The sequence below is a fragment of the Neobacillus sp. 114 genome (assembly GCF_030127045.1).
Lineage (GTDB): Bacteria > Bacillota > Bacilli > Bacillales > Cytobacillaceae > Neobacillus > Neobacillus rhizophilus.
On record NZ_CP126144.1, the window covers coordinates 4412794 to 4435438 of the forward strand.

Here is a 22645-nt window from a genome sequence, read left to right on the forward strand (position 1 = left end):
TGGTTATGGACAAAATCACTTGTATTGCCTATCTTCTTTACAATTCATCGAAGAATCAAGACATCCGTGAGAAAGCTATTCAATTATTAAATGGGGATGTATCAATCCGAGATTTAAAAAGAAATGTTTCCATACAAGCCCATTTAGTTCTAGCAGAATCCACATTAAAGAAAAATAATCTAGACAAAAATCTTGTCCAGCAGTTCGCCGAGGAGTTCCTGAGCGTTGAAGTTTAAAAAGCTTCCAAACCGGAGGCTTTTTTATCCGATAAATTTTTCATAACAAAAAATAACTCTTCCTTTTTCCCAGTCAGCTGTGTTATAATATCTAAACCCTAATAATTCCCAAAAATGTCTTGCTTTAGTATTTTCTTTTATAAGACCAATTCGGACTCTGTCCAAACCCCGCTTGTCCATCTCATTTTCAAAATGTGCATAAGCTTGTGCACCAAAACCATATCCTTGATAATCAGCATGAATCATCAGCAGTCCAAGCCAAGGAAAATGATCGTTGGGATTTTCCAGCACGTAATCCATAACACCAATATAAGTATCATCAAGTTTGATAAAAGCACTGATCGTTTTAGGGTTTAAAAATTCCTTTTCCAAATCGGCAAGCTCCCTTGCCGCCAAATCATTTTCCAAAACATTGTATTCGGGATTCGAATTAACAATCTCAAGCGCAATATAGAGTGTTTCTTTCCCTAATCTCTTCAAAATGTATCGACATCGTTTTTCTCCTTTTTTATTGATACTTAGGATATTTTATCAAAAAATCAGTTATTCACACTTTAAAATTATGTCATAAAAATCAGTTCTCCGAATAAGCTTAAACCGTTGTGAAAAATAGGATTTTCTACTCTATTAATTTTGTAAAGAAAGGTGATTTTATATGGTACAAATTGAGGTAAATATTACTTTCGAAGGAAGAAACTATTGGACAAATGTCATTGCCGACCAAAATACATCTGATGAAGAAATACTCCGCCTTGCTTTTGAACAGGTTCAAAAGCAATGGAAGAAATAAAGTTTGAAAAGGCAGCAAATTTGCTGCCTTTTTATTTTCTAGCCGATTATTTCATATGTGTTTTTTGGCACATCAACCATAAGGGGACTTATTCCATCTGTTGCAAATAAATGCAATTCGTGCATCACTCGGGTACAGACTGTATAAAATAACTTTCGGTCGCTTTCTTTTTGATATTGGGAACTATCATAAAGGATGACTGCATCAAATTCAATTCCTTTTGAAAGATATGAGGGAATCACCGACACCCCGCTTTCATAGGAAGTTGTTCCTTTTTCAATAAAATGAAGAGGAACATCTTCTTTTAAAGCTTCATATACCCGTTTGCTTTCCTCGCCAGTTCTGCAAATAACCGCAATCGTTCGATGGCTTGTTTGAAGTTCTTTAATTTTCTCCAAAACCTGTTTATTAAGCAAATTACTTTCAACTACATTCAGCGAAGGCTTGATACCGCTCCGGTTAAAAGGCTCAATTTTGTCGCCATTCTCAATAAACTCCCTTGTGAATTCAACAATCTCCTTAGTCGAACGATATGTTTTCGTTAAAACAAATTTTTCAACCTCTCCCTCTTCTGCCTGAAAATCAGTGAAAACTGATTGCATTCCCGTCGCCCCTGAGAAAATAGCTTGGTTAAAGTCTCCGAGTAAGGTCACCTTACTGTAAGGAAACAACATTTTTATAAAGGCGAACTGAAAAGGAGTGTAATCCTGGGCCTCGTCAATAAATATATGACGAATGGAGGAATTTGACTTTCTCCCCTCAATTAAATCCTGCAAGTACACATATGGCGTGGCATCTTCGTAAGGAATCACCATACTGCTTATTTGTGCCTTTGTTTGAGAGCATATGGTATCCCACATTAGCGGCAGTTCGGAAGGATTATTTTCCTTGTTAAATAACCCAAGATAAATTAACGGCAGATTGATAAATTTTAGGTTTTTAACTGCCGCAAATATTGGCTTAAATTTTTCTTTCACAACCATTTCTGCCAACAACTTTTGTTCCTGGTCGAAATCATCAAATGAATGCTCCGTAAACCGTTTCTTTTCCTGGAGTTTTTTATAAACCTCTAAATAATCCTCTTTCTCCAAATATTGAATCTCTTCCTCAACCCAGCTTCGGGACTGTTCCCGTTTGACCCATTTCTTTAATTCTTTCTTAAGCCACTCCTTGAGAAGCTGCATCCTGTTTGGAATTGAAAAATTGGTATTTAAAGTATAAAAATAATCGTGAATTTCTTTTTTCGAGATTAAAACATTTCCTCTAAAGCTTATATCCTTAAAGATTAAACCTTGATTTGATAACCTCGCTGCATATTCTTCTATTAATCGCTTAAACTCCAAACTAGCCTTGAAGCGAATACCATTCAACCTTGATTGACAATGGTCATTGTCCACTAAACTTAGCAGGTATTCAATCTGGGTAAAAGGATCCTCAACGTCAAATTCCCGGCCCAATCTCTGATTTAAGTATTCCTGGAAGGTCGATTGCTGCATGTTCTCTTCTCCCAGCTCAGGCAATACTGTTGCGACATAGCTGTTGAATAAAGGATTTGGAGAAAACAACAAAATATTTTCCGATTTCAATGTACCTCGATATCGATACAAAAGATAAGCCACCCGCTGCATCGCCGCTGAGGTCTTGCCGCTCCCGGCCACACCTTGGACAATCAGCAATTTACTTCGTTCATTACGGATAATCGCATTTTGCTCGCGCTGAATCGTTGCGACAATGCTTTTCATTTGGGTACTGGCATTGTTCCCCAGAACCTCCCGCAGCATTTCATCACCGATGGTGACACCGGTATCGAACATTCCTTTAATTTCCGAAAACCGGATGATAAATTGCCTTTTCAACTCCATTTCACCGTGGATGGTCCCTTCCGGGGTTTGATAATGTGCCGGCCCGGGTGAATAATCATAATAAAGACTGGAAATCGGCGCACGCCAGTCATAAATTAAGAAGTTTTCATCCTGTTCATCCATTAATGAAGCAATCCCCAGATATACTTGATCGGTCGACTTTTCACCAGCCTCCCAAAAATCAATACGACCAAAGTAAGGAGAAAATTTTAATTTATCCAAGGTTTTGAGGGTTCTGTCTAGCTGACTGTGTGTCCGTTCCCGCTCTGAGAGAAGTTCTGCCTGCTGTTTAATACTAGCCGCTGTTTCAATGACGTCATCCGGTTCATCCAGATTGACTGTAACATCCTCCCAAAAAGTCTTGCGGATTTCCAGAACATCAGAGCTAACTCTGCCGGTATTTTTTTGTAATTTGGCTATCTTTTTATCCACTTCATGCACTACCGAATTAACTCTTTCCTGCTCCAATTCCCAGTCATTATCTTGTAAATCCTTCATTCAACAACCACTCCCCAAATAAATTTTGGCTGCATTAGTTGACAACAGCGAACGAATGTGGTAATGTTATTATAGGGTATTTATAATCCTAATCATAATTTGGTTTTCTTGCCAAAGTTCATTTTAACATGTTTTTTTGTCTATTTTCAAGTGTATTTTTTTAAAAGTAAAAACGCCGCTTTGGCGTTTTTTTCATTTTATGACGCTCTTTTCCTCAATATCAATCTCCATTTAAATCCCTTTGTAGTATTTGAAAAATCCAATAAATAATTTATAAAAAAACAATTGACAATCAGCATGACCTAATCATATAATTTATCTTGAATTAAGTTATTTCAAAATCAAGATAAATTATTTCAAACTAAAAAGGGAGAGATTTTAACATGACTAAAACAAAATGGGCATTAGACCCTGCACACAGCAGTGTAGACTTTTCTGTTCGTCACATGATGATTGCAAACGTAAAAGGAACATTCAACAGCTTCAGCGCCAATATTGAAGCAGATCCTGCAGATTTAACAACCGCAAACATCGAGTTCTCGGTTGAAACTTCAAGTGTGGATACGCGCAACCAAGATCGTGATGGCCACTTAGTGTCTGCGGATTTCTTTGATGCTGCCAATTTTCCTGCTATGAATTTCAAAGCAACAAATATTGAAAAGACTGATGATGGCGAGTACAATGTAACCGGCGATTTAACGCTACGTGGAGTGACAAAACAAGAAACTTTCGCTGTTTCCTTTGAAGGTCAAGGCAAAGATCCTTGGGGAAATGAAAAAGTTGGTTTCAGTGCTGCAGGCACTCTAAACCGCTCTGATTATGGTTTGGTTTGGAATGCGGCACTTGAAACTGGCGGGGTGCTTGTTGGCGATAAAGTAAAGATCAATCTGCAAATTCAAGCAGCAAAAGCTGAATAATTTAGCCACAACAAAAAAGCTCTCCTGGTATTTGGAGAGCTTTTTTACCTGTTAATTATCATTCCATATCAAAAAGCGGCGACAAATCTTCGCGAATGAAATCTATATAAAAATAATCATTACTAGCAGCATCATATAAATAATCTTGTTTCCACCTTTCTATATTGGCAACAATCTCCTGCATTGCCGCAACAAACGTTAGGATTTCTTCATTAGACATAATCGGATGCAATGAAAACCGAACCCAGCCAGGCTTTGTTGATAAATCCCCTTGGTCTATTTTGTCGGTTATTTGCTGCGAGGAATTTTTGTCAATATTAAACAAGTAATGCCCATATGTTCCTGCACATGAACAGCCGCCGCGAACCTGAACCCCAAAACGGTCATTTAGAAGGCGGACAATTAAATTATAATGAACTTTTTCGACGTAAAAGGAAACGATTCCTAACCGGTCTTTCACATGACCTTCTAAAATATGGAGCCCAGGGATTTCCTCTAACCGTGGCAGCAGCAGCTGCAGCATTTCTTTCTCTCTCTTTAAAATATTTTCAATCCCCATCTGTTCTTTTAGATTTATGCATAAAGCCGTTCGAATACCCTGAAGAATTCCGGGCGTACCTCCATCCTCCTTGATTTCAATGTCATCATAATAGTGATGTCCTGCCCATGGGTTAGTCCAAGTAACTGTCCCTCCACCTGGATGGTCGGGAATCTTGTTCTTATATAACCTGGAATCAAATATTATCACACCGCTTGTTCCCGGCCCTCCTAAAAACTTATGTGGCGAGAAAAAAACAGCATCTAATTTTTCCATTGGATCAGTTGGATGCATGTTAATAGAGACATAAGGGGCAGATGCCGCAAAGTCAACAAAACATAGTCCGCCATGTTCGTGCATGATTTTGGCTAATTGATGAAACGGCGTTTGAATCCCCGTTACATTGGAACAGGCTGAAAACGAACCAATTTTTAATGGACGGTCTTCATATCTCTTTAGAAGCTGTTCTAAATGGGAAATATCAACATTTCCATTTCTGTCAGGCTGTATCATGACAACATCCGCCGCCGTTTCAAGCCAGGATGTTTGATTCGAATGATGCTCTATATGGGTTAGAAAAATAATCGGCCTCTCATTTTCAGGCAAGTTTAGCCGTTTTTTCCACCGCTCATGTATTCGCAGCCCCAGCATTCTTTGAAATTTATTGATCACAGAGGTCATCCCAAAACCGTCTAAGAGAACCACATCATATTTATCAGCACGGACATGCTCCTTGATGATTTTTTTTGCTTGTTTATACATTCCCGTCATCATTAAACTAGTTATGTTTGATTCTGTATGGGTATTCGCCATAAAAGGACCAAAAACTTCTGTAATTTTCTCCTCAATTTTCCGGTAAAGACGTCCGCTTGCTGTCCAGTCACCATAAATAATCTTCTTTTTACCATAGGGAGAGTCAAATTCATGATTAATTCCAATAACGTGGTCACGGAAGCTTTGAAAATAGGTTTCGAGGTTATCAGGAATGCGAAAGGTTTTGCTGCCAATTTTGCCGGTAATCATGTCAATTCCACCTCAACACAAAGTCTTGATAACCAGTATATGCGAGAAGTTTTTTCATGGGTCTCGGTTTCGTTCTATATAAATAAAAGCAGCCTATTTTGGCTGCTTTTGTGTTTCATTAAAAAGTGGTAACCTTTGTGGATTCCTTTCGATTGACCTCATCTATTTTTTGAGTAAACATTTGAAAGACCCGTTTTTTCTCCTCAAGGTCACGTATGTATTCTTTTAGTTGATTATAGCTTTCTTCAAACGGCTTATGATACATTTCACGGATTTTATCAATTAACTCCTCATTGACTGTGGATTGAATCACTTGTTTAGTAATCCCGTATTTATAGGTATATACTTTTAATTCTTGAGATACTTCCTCGTATTCCTTTTCAATTTCTTCTAGCACAACTAAAATATCTTGCTTCCACTCTTCCAATGATTTCTGCAGATAGGACTTGACCATTGTCTCTTCCATAAACACACCTTCTCTATTCCCTTATTTAACTTATTATAGCGATGTTAGTTTACATGGAAGTTTCGGAAAAATTACAAACCCTTTTCAAGCATAAAAAACGATTACTAATCAAGTAATCGTTTACTTAGTTTCCACAATTTCTGCAAACTCATCGAGCGTCGTAGAATATTTAATATACGTTCGCGGTAAAAGATAAAGTTCATTGTCTATGCCAGTTTTTATATAAGGCCCAGGTGTAGTGGTTAGCCCGTAAGTATAATACTTCTTTGTTTCAGCCACTACTTTTTCATCATAGTCTCCATAGGGGTAGGCTAGTGCAATAACCGGTTTACCTGTAATTTGTTCAATTTTTTTCTTAGAGTGATTTAATTCATACTCATCATGAGTGATTTTTGTTAATTCAGGATGTGTTGCTGTATGTGATTGAATAGAAATGAGCCCTGAATTGGCTAGCATCTTTAAATCCGATGGGGATAATCGATTGGGCCGCTCAATAAAATCAGCAATAATAAAGAATGTTCCTGTTGGATTAAAATTTTCTGATTTCAGCCTTTGAAAGATGTAAAAAACATTAAGATTATTTTTATAGCCATCATCAAAGGTAAGAAAGATTGGCTTGTTGACTTTATCCTTATCAGCCCATCTTTCAAAAGTTAACAATGTAAAACCATGGTCTCTTAAATACGTCATTTGTTTTTCAAAATTTTCCGGTCTGACATATAGCTCCTTTTGCCCATAACCACTATATTCCTCGATAGAGTGATAAATTAAGATTGGTACTTTTTTAACGGCGTGTGTCTGTTCAGGAAATGCAGCCATCAAAAGAATGAAAACTATTATTAAAATTTTATTCAAATAATTCATCTCATTTCAGACTTTTTAGTATTATATGCATCTCTTCTATTATTTGCCTTCAATTAAGCTTTATACAGCTATAGTCACTTCGCTCAATTTGCAATAAAATGTTACTATTTCAAGATTTTCGTCTTGTTTTGATAGCTTTTGTCAAGCGGCAGGAAAAAACCATATCGGATGGTGAATATCTTAGTATCGAACTCATAAAATTCTTTCCGAGATAAATAGAAAGGAATGATTCTCATGAAGTCTTATACACTTAAAGAAGTTTCCAAAAAAATAAATACTGCACCTGGCATCATCCGGCAATGGGAGAAGGAATTAACAGGAATACTCCATATTTCCAGATCAAAACAAGGGGCAAGAATTTATACAGATGTTGAGATTAACCAATTAACCGAAGTAAAGGAACTATTTGCTAAAAAGATGGGTAAAGAAGCAGTTCGGGATGCTCTGTTAAAACAATCCATCGCCAATCATGATACAGAGCTCGAAGAAACAGCCGCTGACGCTGATATTGAGTTTATTTCTCCCCCGGAACCAGTCACATTCGAAATGATTACCCATATAACCAAACAGCCTTCTATCCCTGATAACGAAAACAGCTTATCGAATGCTGATTTATTTTTTGAGGTGATGGATGCCTATAAGAAAAACTTCTTAAATGAGGTTAAAGAGGAAATTAGAAGTGTTGTACGAAAAGAAGTATTAACTGAGGTAAAAAAGGAGATTTCAAACGGAACGCTTAGAACCGTTAAATCCGTGCAGGATTCCATTTATAAATCTTCAGAAAACACAAAAGAGCATATTCGGGAACTGTCGGAGACCATTTCGAAAGCTTCGGAGGAAACCGCAGATAAGTTAAGATATTTATCTTCCAACATCAAGAATGTCACCATCGAAACTGCTGATGAAGTTTATTCCCTCACAAAACAGGTTGTCGAAACCTCAGATAAGCTTTCAAATTATATCGACCAAACTAATAACGAAATTTCCAATTTGGCTGATGAAATCGCAAAGGAACGTGAATTCCTGATGGATGACCGTGAGCAATACCGTCATGATATCCGGCAAAGGGAAGCCGCGTTTCAACAAATGCTGGCAAACTATCGAGAGGTTGCCGCGGCAAAGGAAAAAAAGTGGTGGAAATTTTGGAGTTAAATTTAAGGTGCGGGAATCTTCATTTACGCTGATTCTTTTCGTTGGATATCAAGGTTTTCGGTCATTTTTAAAAATGGAGGGATTGTCATGAATACAGCAGAGGCTGCAAAATTATTGGGTGTTTCAATTAGCACGATTCAGCGCTGGGTAAAGCAGCTTGAACTGCCTATGGAACGAAATGAGCGTGGCCACTATCATTTTAAAGATGAGGATATTGAACTGTTTAAAAATATCCACGAACAGCTCCAGAACGGAACCTTATTGCAAGATATCAGCCAAGAAAAGGAAAAGAAAAGCCCACGCAAAGGGACAGTGAAGGCGGTCGAAAACGGTGATGCATTGGTTAAGCTTTATGCCAAGGTAAAGGATTTAGAGCTTGGCTTACATTCGAAGGCGGATGCTGTTGCCTCCTATCAACTCCTCCAGCATCGCAGGGAGATTGAAGAACTGCAAAATCTTGTGAGTAGCTTGGGGCAACAGGTTGCACAGCTTCAAACCGAGATAACCAAATTAAAAGGACCTGCACCTTCCGAAAAACCGTTAGTTTTAGAAAACAGTAAGGTAAAAAGAAAAAAGAAGAATTTTGTTAGTTCTCTATTTGGCTTTTGATTATCAATTAAACTGACCGAACGCGGTCCTCACACGTTCGGTCGTTCTCTTATAAAACGTTTTCAAAAGCATGCATGTTTAAGCCTCTTTTGTTTGCTGTGTATCGAATTCCAGCAGACCCCCAAAGTACGAGATTTCCTTAATGCTGACACCAAGTTCTCCTGTCGGAATTTTCAAGGATAATTCTTCCCCGATATTTTTTAAAAGAAGCTGTCTGCCGACTGGGGATAAAAAGGATATAAAGCCTTTATCTGGGTCAGACTCCTCTGGAAAGCAAATGACATAATCCTCTGTTTCCTGATCATCGAGATACATAACGGTAACCTTTGTCCCAATATAAACCTTTGGAATTGATGCTATAAAGCTATTTTTTTGGTTTTGTTTTAATAACTCCTCCAACTCCAAAACATAAAGGCTGAAAAAATGTTTCAGTCTTTCCTGAATAGGCGTCGAGGAAATGTAAAGATTAGTTAAATCCTTGATATTTTCCTCAATATACACTAACTGACTTAGGAAGTACTGTTTGTTGGCCTGACCACTATGGTTCATAGTAGATAGCCCCCATGCTCGGATTAAACTTCCTGCAAAATTTTGTTGCGTTTTTCATGTTATATTCCTCCCACATAAAAAATGAACCCTCCAAAATATTTTTGGAAGATCTTAGCACTATATTACCATATTTCAACTTGAAAGTCGCAATACAAAAAGGCCATTCATAAAGAATAGCCTTTTTAGCTTTTACGCCTATTTGCCGCCAGCATTTGTAAGCGGCAGCTTAGGTTCAACAAGCGGTTTTGTATATTTTTTAACCAAAAAGCTTCCCAATAGCAAGCAGACAATAAATGAAAAACCAATGAGAAATAAATAGACTCCCGAGATGGAACTAAACCCTTGGTCCGGAAAAACGGATTGTACCGGTTTAATGAGAAAACCGTGGAACAAATAAATATAAAGCGTTCTTTCTCCAATTTCGGTAAATTTGAACTGTGCCGATGGAATAAATGTTAAAAAGCTAAACACCATTAGAAGTGTTAAGAGATATTGCAAAGACCGATATACTCCGGCTGAAATGTGTTCTATCCCCATTGCTGCATAGGAACTGTCACCCAAAAGCCAAGAAACTGCATCTTGAGGAAAGGAATGGCCAAAGGAAATGACAGCAGCCAGCAGGACGACCATTGCCGTCGGCAGTGAATACTTCCCTCTCAGAATCCTTTTCAAATGCCCCTCGTTTAACAGAAAGCCGAGCAAGAAATATGGAAAAAAGACAAATGTTCTCGACAAGCTCAAATAGCTGCCTGCTTCATTAAAATAGCCAATGGCCACTCCGAGAACAATAGCAAGGGCCAACCCCAGCCATTTCATTCTTGAAAAAGGAATCAGCAAAATGTTCCAAAATAATAAACTTAATAAAAACCAAAGCGACCAGTGAGGGTGGAAAAAATCAACATGAAATGCAGTTTCTTTGCCATTCATATAATAGTACACAGAATAGATGGTCTGAAAAAGGAGATATGGGATTAATAGCTTTATGGCCAGTTTTTTAAAGTAGCCTGGCTTTTGGAATCCCTTAGAAAAATAACCTGAGATTAAAATGAACGCTGGCATATGAAATAAGTAAATAACTGTATACAACGTGAAGAGAAACCCATCTTGATCCTTTAACGGGCTGATTAAATGCCCAAAAACGACCAAGAACATTAAGATAAACTTTGCATTATCAAAATATTTACTCCTTTTTGATTTAGCCATAATATCACCTCATCATATGGATTCAATCAAAAGGTATATTAATATTGTAAAATTAACTTTTGCTTAAAAAATAAAATATCCATTTGGTGTATTAAAAAATACCTTTTATAAACTTTACCATTTTTTTATTACAGGAACATGTTTATAAATTTACTTTTCATTTTCAGCAAAATTACAATTTCAAAATAATGATAAAATATTCCTGCGCAGATTTTCCTATAATTTACTCCTCGCAAAAAAAGAGCTGGACATCCAGCTCTCATTTTCCTCCAACTATATCCACCAATCGATTACTGATAATTTCTGCATAGTTTTCCTTTAATTCATTCTCTGATATCTGTAAATATTCGGAAAGTTCTACAAGGTACTCCCGGTCATACCGCAGCCATGAGGAATAGCTTCTTTTAACAAACCGCTCAGCTTCCATAAAGGTCGAGAACATCGGCGGGACCTTTTCACCGTTATGAAAGATATAAAACTCCCCGTCTCCAGAAGGGAATATATAAGAAATCTCCCCTTTATGATTCTGGTAGCTGCTTCCTGTTTCCGACTCCTTCAGATTAAATTCATTGCGGTCAGCATCGGGTTTAAGCGGTAAGTTATCAAATACATTTATAACAAATGTTTCAAAGGCCTCTCTGGTCAAATCTGCCCCTGAAGCTTTTGGATGTCCCCCTCCCCCATACCTTTTTGCAAACTCTGCGACATTCACTTCATCATGAATGGTCCTAAAGCCCATCTTTTTTCCACCCAAATTAAGAAGGACGATCATATCCAAATGAGGATTTTGCGTATTTAATGCATTCCCTAGCTCTGACATGTTTTGTTCCGCAGGGACAATACCTACACAATAATCTTCCACAAAGGTTTGGACCATTTGCCTGCTTTTGGAATGGATATATCGGTTAATTTTTTGTTCCTCGATATCCAAAATTATGTTTTCTGTTTCGGTAAAATCAAATGCTTCCCTGTTCTCCGTTAACCTTTTTATCATTTCCTCTTCAAACTGTTCCCGGTTCATAATATGGAACAAATCATTTAAGCGTTTCGCCTTGATATTATTATTTTCATCCCATTCCCATGTATCGTACTGCCTGATCAAGTCTACAAATTCATTGAGCGCTTTGCTTTTATCCAGTTTTCCCTTCTCAATTAGAAAGTCGTAAAACAGCGATGTGGCACAGGTTTTTTTTCCGGATTCATATTCTGTTTTGACACTCCCCCATTTATAGTTATTAAAATGCAACGCCGTCACATGATGATCAATCACCTGAATATGTTTTCCAGCCTGAAATCTTTCGGCTAATTTTTTCTCAGTTTCTTCATTTACAGCTAAATCGGTAATGAACGTTTCTTCATTATTATTTTCTTGGTTAGTTATAAAAGCTTCGACCCGCTGATTTAAATTACGATAAGAGCAATAAGATACTTTCGCCTGTTCTCCAAAAGCGAGCTTTGCCAACACCCCGCTGCCAAGGCCATCTAAATCAACATCAGTAAAAAGTTTGACCATTCCATACACCATCCCATATTTTTTCCATAACGTATATTTTGGTTTTGATTTTATCTTCTTATTCATTAGAAAAGCTGACCCGATTAGAGCCAGCTCCATTCCCCAGTATAAGCTTAAGTTTTGTAATATCCTCTTTTTAAGCCGTAATAACAAAACCAGAGTGCCTGAAAGAAAAAGAGTGCTCCCCAAAATGGGGCGGGAAAAATAATGGTCAAATTCGCCAAATTCGCCGCATCTCCCGCAGATTGCGGGCTTTGTAAACTTATATAAAATATTTCATATGCACTTTGAACCGAATCCACCAGTAAAATGGAGGCGATTAGCATCAATAAATGATCTCTAAATCCTTGGCTCCCTTTAATGAGCAGGAACAGGAACCCCGCTGCAAATGAACTGAGCCAAAAGATTCCATATGGGTTACGTACCCAGAAAAAGAGATTAATAAAAATGAACCCCAATATGATATCGATCAATAGTATCTGCTTTTTCCTTCCAAGTAATAAAAAGAAAAGGAAGGCTGAAAATGATGCAAATGTATAACCCGCCAAACCGGTAAAAAAACTGCCAATCCAAGTTGACTGGTTACTATACGTGGCACCTTCAGAATTCATAAATAACGAAATTCTTTCCACATTACCGCCAAGTAAAGCCACGAATGCATGTCCGGACTCATGAATTAATGTATTTATCACCCGAAAATAATTCCCCATAAACGGAATATGAATTAACAGAACGCTAATCACGAGGAAAAGAAAAAACTTCGCACTGAATTTTTCACGAACAAAGCTCAATTGACATTCTCCTCTGTTTTAGAAATTTTCATTATTTTCTTTATTTTATCACTATTAGTTAAAAAAGAATAACAATAACCACGCCATTTTGAAGTTGCATATTTTTTGAGCAATTTTCGAAAGGATTCGACAACCAACAACTTATGTGTTACCATTAAGTTGTTACATCCCAAAAAGGAGGGAATGAGATTGATAGAGTTTAAGAATATTATTAAAAAATATCGATCCAAAACAGTTATAAATTCTTTTTCATTAAAAGTTGAGGCGGGACAGCTTGTTGTTTTTATCGGTCCAAGTGGCTGCGGGAAGACAACCTTGCTAAAAATGATTAATAAGCTGATACAGCCAACCTCAGGGAAGATTTTGGTAAATGGATCTGATATTTCTACCGTGAATCCGATTGAGCTTCGCCGAAATATTGGCTATGTCATTCAAAACACAGGTTTGTTCCCACATATGACGATTAAGGAAAACTTGGAGTTGATTCCTAAACTTAAGGGCGAAGATCCTGCAGCTATTGAGAAGAAAACGAACGAGTTACTTGACATAGTAGGGTTAAATCCCAAAGAATATCTGCACCGTTATCCAAAGGAATTAAGTGGCGGCCAGCAGCAGCGAATTGGCGTAGCAAGAGCCTTCTCCACAAACTCCGACATTATCTTAATGGATGAACCATTCAGTGCACTCGACCCCGTCACACGATCATCGCTTCAGGATGAACTGTTCCAAATGCAAAAGGAATTAAACAAAACAATCATCTTTGTCACTCATGATATGGATGAGGCTATTAAAATAGCTGACAAGATTTGTATTTTAAAAGATGGCGATATTCTTCAGTATGACACGCCAGAAAACATCTTAAAAAATCCTGCTAATGATTTTGTTTCCGATTTTATCGGCAAGCGCAGGGTATGGAATAATCCTGAATTGTTAATGGCCGAGGATATCATGATTCCAAATCCGGTTAAAATTACCGCCAAACGGAACGTCCTGCAGGCAATTGAAATCATGAAGGAAAACAAAGTAGACAGTTTATTGGTTACTGAAAAGAATAATCGTCTTATCGGATTGGTGACCTTGAAAGGAATTCAATTGCTAAACCGCAACTCCGAAATTGAATGGGTAATGGAGAAGAATGTCCTGTCAGTATCACAGGATGCCAATTTGATTTCCGTTCTCGCAACCATGAATGAACATAAGATTGGTTACGTTCCTGTTATTAACAGTACTGGACAGTTAACAGGTCTTATTACGAGAAGCAGTATTTTATCTGCACTAAGCAGCCAATTAATCGATATGGAGGTGGCCTTTTAATGAGTGAATTATGGAACTATGCAAGTAACAACTATAACCAAATCCTTGAACTATTAGGACAGCATATATATCTAAGTATCATTTCTGTTTTGATTGCAACCTTAATTGGAATTCCGCTCGGAATATTGATTTCACGAGAGCCTAAGCTATCAAAATCGGTCATTGGCACAACAAACGTCATTCAAGCCGTGCCGAGTCTGGCCTTGCTAGGATTTCTAATCCCGTTCATTGGCATCGGCAGTACTCCTGCCATAGTAATGGTGGTACTTTACTCGTTGCTGCCAATTGTCAAAAACACCTATACGGGATTAACCAATATTGATCGAGACATTCTGGAAGCCGCCAAAGGCATCGGTCTGACCAAGGGTCAAACAATGAGAAAAGTGCAGCTGCCGCTCGCCTTCCCGATGATTATGGCGGGTATCAGAATTTCAGCCGTTACGGCTGTTGGGTTAATGACGATTGCCGCATTCGTCGGAGCCGGCGGACTTGGTTATCTTGTCTTCTCTGGTGTGCAAACTGTCGACAATGCCATGATTTTGACAGGTGCGATTCCGGCCTGTATTCTGGCACTATTGATCGATTTTATTGTCGGTAAATTAGAGACATCTCTTTCTTATAAGACAAAACAATCTTCTGCATCAAAAACAGGAAAAACAACAAAAAAAATTATTCTTGCCTTTGCGAGTTTGCTTTTGGTTATTGCTGGTGTTTTTACAGTTTATTCAAAGGCCCAGGCTGGCGATAAAATTGTCATTGGTTCAAAGAATTTCAGTGAACAGCTAATTCTTGGTAATATGCTTGCAGATTTAATCGAAAATAAAACCGATTTAGAAGTTGAAAGAAAGCTAAATCTTGGCGGTTCTCAGGTTACCTTCAGCGCCCTTAATAGCGGTGATATTGATGTTTATGTAGAATACACCGGAACAGGACTTGTCAATATTTTAAAACAGCCGCCACAGAATAATCCTGAGCAGGTTTATGATTATGTTCAAACAGAATTTAACAAAAAGTATGGAATTAGATTGTTAAAGCCGCTTGGTTTTAATAACACCTATGCATTGGCCATCCGACAGGATACCGCTAATCAATACGGACTAAAAACCATATCTGATTTGGCCAAGGTCAGCAACGAGTTAATCATGGGTCCGACCATTGAATTCCCTAATCGTGAAGACGGATTAATCGGTCTCTCCAAAACGTATAATATGCAATTTAAGGACGTTAAAGCCGTTGACGGGGGCTTGCGTTATACAGCGCTTGATAATCATAAGAGCGACGTCATTGACGCTTTTTCAACCGATGGCTTAATTGAAGCATTCAAGCTAAAAGTGTTAAAGGATGATAAGAACTTTTTCCCTCCTTATTATGCTGTTCCAATCATTAAGGAGGAAACATTAAAAGAACACCCGGAATTGAAAAATGTCCTTAACAGCTTAGCCGGAAAGCTGACTGAGGAGAAAATGAGGGAACTAAACTATAAGGTAGATAGTTTGAAACAATCCCCAGCAAAAGTAGCAAAGGAATTTTTGGAAAAAGAGGGTTTATTAGATAAATAAAACAACAGGAGGCTGACAACACGTCGCCTCCTGTTCTTATTCCTGTATAAAATGAACCACCCTGTCATAGGTTTCCTCGCTGCCAATCACGAGCAATACATCCCCTTCTAGAATGAGCGCGTACGGTCCTGGAGAGATCACGAGGCCTCCCTGTCTTTTAATCCCAATTACCGTGCCGCCCGTGTTTTGCCAAAATTTCAAATCCGAAATAGTCTTGCCAATATGGCTGCAGTTTGGAAGAATTTCGACTTCAATCGGGGCAAGCGGATTCGTGTGACGAAGCTTCCCTGAATAATCCAATATTTTTCGGAGCGTATCAAACAACTGGTCATCCAGCTTATTTCGTTCCAACATAAGTGTATTCATTTGTTTTTCTAATTCCTTAATGCTAGCCAGATTAGAAAAACGTGAAATATATTTAAAAGCATTTTCACGGGATGAGATGACAATGCCGCTTCCCTTTGTGGACTGGACAATTTCCACATCCTCCAAAATCTTGATGGCCCTCCTGACTGTTTCCGGAGATACCTTGTAATCACTAGCCAATGTCGATCTTCCATGAATCTTATCCCCAACTTTAAATTCCCCATCGTAAATTCGATTGGCCAAATCGATGGCGATTCGTTCATATGTCGGTATTTGTGCCCTTTGCATAAGAAGCCTCCACAAAGTTATTCAATATCTATTCCAGTATTACTATACATTTTTAATTAGCAGTTGGCGAGTGCCGGATACATACTCGGGTAAAATCGGAACATAATGGGCATAATATCAGGCAGGACTCTTGTAATGAGGTGCAATTATGTGGCGAAAGGTTCTTGTTGTTTTAAGTGTGATTTTTATTTTATTTATGACTATCCTATTTATTATATACATCATGAAGGGGGACTCAACCAGATGGCAGGTAGCTCTCGGTGGAATATTAGTCAGCGCCCTTCCACTTTTTTTATTGCGTTTTAAAAAGAATCCCTTCAACCTTCCCATTATCATAGGGTATTATTTCTTTTTATTTTGCACGTTATTTTTAGGGTCAATCTCCAGTTTTTATTTACATTACAAATGGTGGGATTCCACTCTTCATTTTTATAAAGGGGTGTACGTAGGGATTGTGGGAATTGCCTTATTTAAGAATATGATTACAACGAAGGCACGAAATGAAGTCTCCTCTTGGATTCTTTTCCTTTTCGTCCTCTCATTATCCGTTTTGGCCAGTGTACTATGGGAGATTTACGAGTTTTTAGGGGATATCACCTTTACGCACACCATGCAAAGAGGCGGGAATAAAGATACGATGCTTGATTTGCTATTCGGTCTTGCAGGGGGTATTCTCGTGGCTGTTTATGCAAAAATTAGAAAACAGACTGTGTAGGTTAGGGTGGCATATATGAATCGAAAACTTGTCCTTTTATTAAGCGGGTTATACGTAATTTTCATGGCAATTTTAGCTGTCTATTATCATAATCAGGGGCAATCCTTTAAATCAACCGTAGCCATAGGCGGCATCGTCTGCGGTGCAATCCCGCTTCTCTTGGCGTTATTTACAAAACTCCAATTTAATCTGCCCATCGTCATTTCCTATTTAATTTTTTTAGTGGGCTCACAATATTTGGGTTCTATCCGCGGCTGGTATGGGCTCGGGTGGTGGGACACCTTTATGCATGTCGTCAGCGGGGCAATTTTAGCTTTTGCCGCCATCGCCTTGTATGAACGGCTAATTCACCGGTCTGCCGGAGGAGACATATCTCCCTGGTTTGTGTTTTTATTTACGTTATCATTTGCCGTTCTCGGCGGTGTGCTATGGGAGGTTTATGAATTTAGCTGTGACCAGTTTTTTGGGATGACTTTACAAGGCGGCGGGAATAAAGATACGATGACCGACCTGATTGCTGACACCCTTGGCGGTTTAGTGATTGCGATATGGTCCGGGATAAGGACAAAAATAAAACTGAACAAGAGAAGATAAAAGCAGCCCTAATCACTAAGGCTGCTTTTATCTTAAACAGTCACCGCTGTAAAAAACTCCTCATAAATCGCCTTTACCGCTCTTTTTTCGTCAACTGATTTCACACCAAACATCATGCTAACCTCGGAGGAACCCTGGTTAATCATTTCGATATTAACCTTCGCTTCGGCCAAGGCCTTCGAGGCTCTGGCCATAGTGCCTACATTTCGGCGCATTCCCTCTCCAACTACCATGATCAGAGAAAGTCCATGGACAAGCTTTACTTCATCAGCGTGTAGTTCTGTTTTAATACGCTTCAGAATTTCCTTTTCCATTTCCCCGTCAAACTGATTTTCTCGTAAAATCACGGAAATATCATCAATTCCCGACGGGGTATGCTCATATGATAATCCGAAGTCTTCTAAAATCCCGAGAAGTTTACGTCCGAAGCCCACTTCACGGTTCATTAAGTATTTGCTCACATAAATGCTGCAAAAGCCTTTATCACTGGCAATCCCGATGGCAGGCCCGTTGGTGTTTTCCCGCTCAGACACAATCCTCGTACCCGGGGCACTTGGATTATTAGTGTTCTTGACATGAACTGGAATTCCCGCACGGAAGGCCGGTACAAGCGCCTCATCATGTAATACACTAAAACCTGCATAGGAAAGCTCCCGCATTTCTCGGTACGTTAATTCCTTTATTTCCTTTGGTTTTTCAACAATATAAGGATTAACGGAATAAACGGCATCCACATCCGTAAAGTTCTCATACAAATCAGCCTTTAAAGCATTTGCGAGAATGGAGCCAGTAATATCGGAGCCGCTTCGTGAAAACGTAAAGACTTCACCTTCTTCGCTGTAGCCAAAGAATCCTGGAAAAATTAAAATGCCTGGCTGATTACGGAGTGCAAATAAGCGTTTATATGCTTCAGGCAGTGCCTGTGCATTTCCCGGTTCTGGGCTTACAACCAGCCCAGCCTCTTTCGGATCGACATAATAGGCTTCCACTTCCCGCTTGCGGAAAAATGCTGCCACCAATTTGGCATTATTATCTTCACCAGCGGCTTTTAACCGGTCTATGTAACGATCAGGCTTATCCTTGTCACCGTTCAATCTTGCAAATAAATCATCCTCGATATCTGCAATGATTTCTCCCGGAAGCGAAAGCTCCTCTGCAATATCCCGATATCTTGCTAGAACGGTGTTAATTTCTTCTACAGGATTACTGTTTGCCAGCGATTTTTCGGCACATGTTATTAATAAATCAGTTACTTTTATATCTTCCGGGTTCCGCTTACCCGGTGCTGATACAACAACCACTTTGCGTTCAGGATCTGACATGACAATTTGGAATACCTTTTCAAGTTGTTTTCCTGAAGCTAAAGAGGAGCCCCCAAACTTAACGACCTTCATTCTGACATCTCCTAATTTTTAAAAATATAAACTTAATTTTAGTACAATTTTGAAATTATTCAAGTGTTTTTTCCGTTATACGTGTACAAATGTTCATTCCAGGTGGACATTTAGAGAAAACGGAAAAAAACAGTGTATTTTAAGATAAACACACTGCCTGAACGAAAGCTTATTCTCCGCGGATTAGCTCAATAAAATGGGCAAGAATTCTGGCTGTTAATCCCCAAATGACTTTATCTTCATAAAGATAGAAATATTCTTCCATCCCTCGTGCCCGCCAATTATAATTCTCACCGCCCACAATCAAATCAAACGGAAAATTCTTCTCCGGCTCCATTTTAAATTCAATATGATAAATTTCCGGCTCTTTTTCGAAAAAGAATGACAATGGCACGGTAAAAACTTCTCCAACTTCAGATGGATTTGGGTTTACCTTTTCCAAATTCTTTATAAATCCTGCATAAGGATATATAATCATGCCAAAGGGCGAAACCATGTAATCAAGCGGATAGACTTTTGATATCTCTTCTCTGTCAATCCGGAGTTCCTCATTTGTTTCACGGATAGCAGCAGCTTCAGCGTCCTCGTCATGGGAATCAATCTTGCCGCCAGGAAAACAGATTTCACCCGGCTGTCTTTTTAACTGAAGAGACCGAACCTCAAATAAGACATGAACTTCATCACCTTTTAATACAAGCGGCACCATAACCGCATATTTTGAAAATTTCTTGCTCCCTAGTATTTCTGGAGTATGCTCCTTTAATTTTGCTAATATAGCTTCCAATTTCATTCATTTCACCTCTCACAAAAACCTCTATCTAAAGCATACCATTTTTATTAAAATAATCCTCCTTAAAAGAAAAAACAACCCAACCTTAATGTTGGATTGCTTCAGCCATTCTATTCTTTCCTTTCGTACCAAGAATACATATAGGCAGGGTCCTCATATTCATGAGCATTTTTTACAGCCTTCAATGGGTGAAAGGTATCAATCATAACAGCCAATTCAAGTGTCTCTTTCTTCCCAATGCTCGCCTCCGTTTTCCCCGGGTGAGGTCCATGCGGAATTCCGCTCGGGTGCAGGGTAATAGATCCTTCCTGGATACCCTTACGGCTCATAAAATTGCCCTTTACATAATAGAGAAGCTCGTCACTGTTTACATTGCTATGGTAATATGGTGCCGGGATGGCCTCAGGATGATAATCGTAAAGACGTGGAACAAATGAACAAACAACAAAATTGTTTCCTTCAAATGTTTGATGAACCGGCGGCGGCTGATGAATCCTTCCTGTAATTGGTTCAAAGTTTCCTATATTAAAGGCCCACGGGTACAAATAACCGTCCCAGCCCGCCACATCAAGCGGATGATGGCCAATAATGTGCGAATGGATAGCCCCGCGTGACTTCGTTAACACCTCGAATTCCCCAGATTGATTATAGGTTTCTAACCTTTCCGGCCCGCGAATGTCCCGTTCGCAAAACGGACTATGCTCCAGCAGCTGCCCGTATTCGTTCCGATAACGCCGAGGTGTCGTGATTTGACTGAATGCCTCAACAAACAGCATCTTTGTCGGTTCAGCACCTTTAGGAATTAATCTGTGTATTGTTCCAATCGGAATGAGTAGGTAATCACCTGGTCCGTACGATAGCGTCCCAAACATCGTCTCAAGCTTTCCTGTGCCGGTATGAATAAACAGCATCTCATCTCCGTCACTATTTCGATAAAAGCTGTTTATCCCTTCTGTGACAGTCGCCGTCCCGATTAACAGATCTTGATTTCCCAAAAGGTACTCTCTTGCCTTTAAGAAATCCCCACGCTTGTTAATTTTATTTGTAAAAAAATGCCGATGTTTAAGCATTTGCTGTTCTTCATATTCAGGCAGATAACAACCCTTTAATTCCGCTTTTACAACTTCTGTCGGCATGTAATGATGGTAAAGAATTGATTGTGTGCCGGAAAACCCCCTGGTACCCATAACTTGCTCTCTATAAAGGCTCCCATCCTCTTTTTTAAACATTGTATGCCGCTTGCGGGGCAGCTTTCCCATTTGACGGTAGTACATCCGTTCATCACGCCCTTTAAAAACAGCTAATTTTCTATTTTTATAGATTTCCTCTTTTCTCCTGCTCACGTTCAATGGACTCAAATAGGGCCTTAAAGTTTCCTTCACCAAAGCCCCTTGCCCCTTTTCGCTGGATGATTTCAATAAACAGGGTCGGTCGGTCGACAATCGGCTTTGTGAAGATTTGCAGCAAATATCCCTCATCATCACGGTCTACTAAAATATTCAATTCACGCAGTTTTCCAATCTCTTCATCAATCTTTCCAATCCGCTCTGCTAATGAATCATAATAGGCTCCTGGTGTAGATAGGAATTCAACACCATTTTTCCTTAACGCAGTTACCGTTGAAACGATATCCTCAGTTAAAATGGCCAGATGCTGAACCCCCGGGCCATTATAGAATTCTAGGTATTCCTGAATTTGCGACTTGCGCTTACCCTCTGCAGGTTCATTAATCGGGAATTTGATTCTGCCGCCGTTATGCATCACCTTTGACATGAGTGCCGAATATTCGGTTGTGATATCCTTATCACTAAAATGCTTCATTTCCTTAAAGCCCATCACCTTGGAATAGTACTCTACCCATTCCTCCATACTTTCAACATTGCCAACAACATGGTCAAACCCAATTAAGCCTGTTTCCTCTACCGACTGATTGATAGAATAAGGCTTATACCCCGGCAAAAAGGCACCTTGATAATTTTTCCGTTCTATAAGCGTATGAATGGTATCGCCGTAAGTACCGAGAACGGCTTTTTTCACGACACCATTTTCATCTTTCATTTCAAATGGAGCTGCAATTGCAATAGCTCCTCTGTTTACTGCCTCCTCAAAGGCCTTTGTAACATCGTCAACCAGCAGGGCCACATCCTTTACGCCGTCACCATGTTTTTTAACAAATTGGGCTGTCCGCGTATTTTCTGTGTAGGATCCGGTAAGAACAAGGCGGATATTCCCCTGTTTCAATACATAGGAAACGTTTTCACGTTTCCCGGTTTCAAGCCCCGAATAGGCAATTGGCCTAAACCCAAAGGCAGTACAAAAATAATGGCATGCCTGCTTGGCATTCCCGGTATAAATTTCTATATAATCCACGTCCCTTACGGGGAAAAAATCCTCGACCAACTGCTCTGCTCTCGATATCCTTTCTTTCATGTTTTACCCCCCTTATCTTTATTTATAATATAAATACATTGTAAAAAGAGGCAGCCTATTCCCTCAAGAATAGAGTGCAAAGCAATAACGCTTTGAGGCATTAAACACTAATTTTTTTAAAATAAAAAAGAAACATACCAGACAGCGGTATGTTTCGATTATTAAAGTGTTGGAAATGTATTTC

23 protein-coding genes are annotated in these 22645 nt (G+C 39.0%); 9 read left to right on the plus strand and 14 right to left on the minus strand.

The window, feature by feature from the left end; all coding sequences use genetic code 11:
* Positions 1-5: 5 nt before the first annotated feature.
* Positions 6-236 (plus strand): hypothetical protein, encoded by a 231-nt coding sequence (locus QNN06_RS21435; RefSeq protein WP_213120591.1) that lies wholly within the window; start codon positions 6-8, stop codon positions 234-236.
* A gap of 24 nt (positions 237-260) precedes the next feature.
* Here the strand turns inward: QNN06_RS21435 and QNN06_RS21440 are convergent, their stop codons facing one another.
* Positions 261-608, minus strand: coding sequence for a GNAT family N-acetyltransferase (locus QNN06_RS21440; protein WP_284035925.1), 348 nt, complete (start codon positions 606-608; stop codon positions 261-263).
* Positions 609-891: 283 nt separating this feature from the next.
* Here QNN06_RS21440 and QNN06_RS21445 point away from each other — a divergent pair, with 283 nt between their 5' ends.
* Entirely contained in the window at positions 892-1026 is a 135-nt protein-coding gene (locus QNN06_RS21445; protein ID WP_213120589.1) for a BA3454 family stress response protein, read from the plus strand.
* 38 nt (positions 1027-1064) lie between these two features.
* Here the strand turns inward: QNN06_RS21445 and helD are convergent, their stop codons facing one another.
* Positions 1065-3386: an RNA polymerase recycling motor HelD gene (gene helD / locus QNN06_RS21450; protein ID WP_284035926.1), complete on the minus strand. Its 2322-nt coding sequence runs from the start codon at positions 3384-3386 to the stop codon at positions 1065-1067.
* A 383-nt stretch (positions 3387-3769) separates the two neighbouring features.
* Here helD and QNN06_RS21455 point away from each other — a divergent pair, with 383 nt between their 5' ends.
* Positions 3770-4303 carry a YceI family protein gene (locus QNN06_RS21455; protein ID WP_284035927.1) on the plus strand — a complete coding sequence of 178 codons (534 nt, stop codon included), beginning with the start codon at positions 3770-3772 and terminating at the stop codon, positions 4301-4303.
* Between the two features lie 58 nt (positions 4304-4361).
* On the opposite strand, the gene QNN06_RS21460 is transcribed toward QNN06_RS21455, so the two are convergent.
* The 3 genes from QNN06_RS21460 to QNN06_RS21470 all read right to left on the minus strand — a co-directional run bounded on the left by QNN06_RS21460 (position 4362) and on the right by QNN06_RS21470 (position 7194).
* A complete protein-coding gene (locus QNN06_RS21460) occupies positions 4362-5864 on the minus strand; it encodes an aminotransferase class V-fold PLP-dependent enzyme (RefSeq protein WP_284035928.1) in 1503 nt (500 codons plus the stop codon).
* Between the two features lie 118 nt (positions 5865-5982).
* Positions 5983-6330, minus strand: coding sequence for a hypothetical protein (locus tag QNN06_RS21465; protein ID WP_284035929.1), 348 nt, complete (start codon positions 6328-6330; stop codon positions 5983-5985).
* A gap of 120 nt (positions 6331-6450) precedes the next feature.
* Positions 6451-7194: a polysaccharide deacetylase family protein gene (locus QNN06_RS21470; RefSeq protein ID WP_481819226.1), complete on the minus strand. Its 744-nt coding sequence runs from the start codon at positions 7192-7194 to the stop codon at positions 6451-6453.
* A 234-nt stretch (positions 7195-7428) separates the two neighbouring features.
* On the opposite strand from QNN06_RS21470, the gene QNN06_RS21475 reads away from it, so the two are divergent.
* Together QNN06_RS21475 and QNN06_RS21480 are read left to right on the plus strand one after the other, a co-directional pair.
* Positions 7429-8346, plus strand: a complete 918-nt coding sequence (locus QNN06_RS21475) for a MerR family transcriptional regulator (RefSeq protein WP_284035930.1) — start codon at positions 7429-7431, stop codon at positions 8344-8346.
* An 87-nt stretch (positions 8347-8433) separates the two neighbouring features.
* Positions 8434-8955 carry a MerR family transcriptional regulator gene (locus QNN06_RS21480; RefSeq protein ID WP_284035931.1) on the plus strand — a complete coding sequence of 174 codons (522 nt, stop codon included), beginning with the start codon at positions 8434-8436 and terminating at the stop codon, positions 8953-8955.
* 78 nt (positions 8956-9033) lie between these two features.
* Here the strand turns inward: QNN06_RS21480 and QNN06_RS21485 are convergent, their stop codons facing one another.
* From QNN06_RS21485 to QNN06_RS21500, 4 genes are all read right to left on the minus strand, one after another.
* Positions 9034-9504 carry a GreA/GreB family elongation factor gene (locus QNN06_RS21485; protein WP_213120581.1) on the minus strand — a complete coding sequence of 157 codons (471 nt, stop codon included), beginning with the start codon at positions 9502-9504 and terminating at the stop codon, positions 9034-9036.
* Positions 9505-9699: 195 nt separating this feature from the next.
* Positions 9700-10707 carry an acyltransferase family protein gene (locus tag QNN06_RS21490; protein WP_213120580.1) on the minus strand — a complete coding sequence of 336 codons (1008 nt, stop codon included), beginning with the start codon at positions 10705-10707 and terminating at the stop codon, positions 9700-9702.
* A 259-nt stretch (positions 10708-10966) separates the two neighbouring features.
* Positions 10967-12220: a DHH family phosphoesterase gene (locus QNN06_RS21495; RefSeq protein ID WP_213120676.1), complete on the minus strand. Its 1254-nt coding sequence runs from the start codon at positions 12218-12220 to the stop codon at positions 10967-10969.
* A gap of 113 nt (positions 12221-12333) precedes the next feature.
* Positions 12334-13011 (minus strand): M50 family metallopeptidase, encoded by a 678-nt coding sequence (locus QNN06_RS21500; RefSeq protein ID WP_213120579.1) that lies wholly within the window; start codon positions 13009-13011, stop codon positions 12334-12336.
* Positions 13012-13194: 183 nt separating this feature from the next.
* On the opposite strand from QNN06_RS21500, the gene QNN06_RS21505 reads away from it, so the two are divergent.
* Together QNN06_RS21505 and QNN06_RS21510 are read left to right on the plus strand one after the other, a co-directional pair.
* Complete coding sequence (locus QNN06_RS21505; RefSeq protein ID WP_284035932.1) at positions 13195-14325, plus strand: ABC transporter ATP-binding protein; 1131 nt, start codon at positions 13195-13197, stop codon at positions 14323-14325.
* Positions 14325-15884 carry an ABC transporter permease/substrate-binding protein gene (locus QNN06_RS21510; RefSeq protein WP_213120577.1) on the plus strand — a complete coding sequence of 520 codons (1560 nt, stop codon included), beginning with the start codon at positions 14325-14327 and terminating at the stop codon, positions 15882-15884. Before QNN06_RS21505 ends, QNN06_RS21510 begins: the two co-directional genes overlap by 1 nt.
* A 36-nt stretch (positions 15885-15920) precedes the next feature.
* Here QNN06_RS21510 and QNN06_RS21515 read toward each other — a convergent pair whose 3' ends face one another.
* The gene (locus QNN06_RS21515; protein WP_213120576.1) at positions 15921-16538 is read right to left on the minus strand and encodes a GntR family transcriptional regulator; all 618 of its coding nucleotides are present in this window, start codon (positions 16536-16538) and stop codon (positions 15921-15923) included.
* A gap of 148 nt (positions 16539-16686) precedes the next feature.
* On the opposite strand from QNN06_RS21515, the gene QNN06_RS21520 reads away from it, so the two are divergent.
* Positions 16687-17253 carry a DUF2238 domain-containing protein gene (locus tag QNN06_RS21520; RefSeq protein WP_284035933.1) on the plus strand — a complete coding sequence of 189 codons (567 nt, stop codon included), beginning with the start codon at positions 16687-16689 and terminating at the stop codon, positions 17251-17253.
* A gap of 15 nt (positions 17254-17268) precedes the next feature.
* A complete protein-coding gene (locus QNN06_RS21525) occupies positions 17269-17847 on the plus strand; it encodes a DUF2238 domain-containing protein (protein ID WP_213120574.1) in 579 nt (192 codons plus the stop codon).
* A gap of 32 nt (positions 17848-17879) precedes the next feature.
* Here QNN06_RS21525 and QNN06_RS21530 read toward each other — a convergent pair whose 3' ends face one another.
* From QNN06_RS21530 to hppD, 4 genes are all read right to left on the minus strand, one after another.
* A complete protein-coding gene (locus tag QNN06_RS21530) occupies positions 17880-19241 on the minus strand; it encodes an aspartate kinase (protein WP_213120573.1) in 1362 nt (453 codons plus the stop codon).
* 169 nt (positions 19242-19410) lie between these two features.
* Entirely contained in the window at positions 19411-20031 is a 621-nt protein-coding gene (locus QNN06_RS21535) for an NUDIX hydrolase (RefSeq protein WP_213120572.1), read from the minus strand.
* 110 nt (positions 20032-20141) lie between these two features.
* Positions 20142-21305, minus strand: coding sequence for a homogentisate 1,2-dioxygenase (locus tag QNN06_RS21540; protein WP_217037414.1), 1164 nt, complete (start codon positions 21303-21305; stop codon positions 20142-20144).
* A gap of 40 nt (positions 21306-21345) precedes the next feature.
* Entirely contained in the window at positions 21346-22461 is a 1116-nt protein-coding gene (gene hppD / locus QNN06_RS21545; RefSeq protein WP_284035934.1) for a 4-hydroxyphenylpyruvate dioxygenase, read from the minus strand.
* Positions 22462-22645 lie beyond the last annotated feature (184 nt).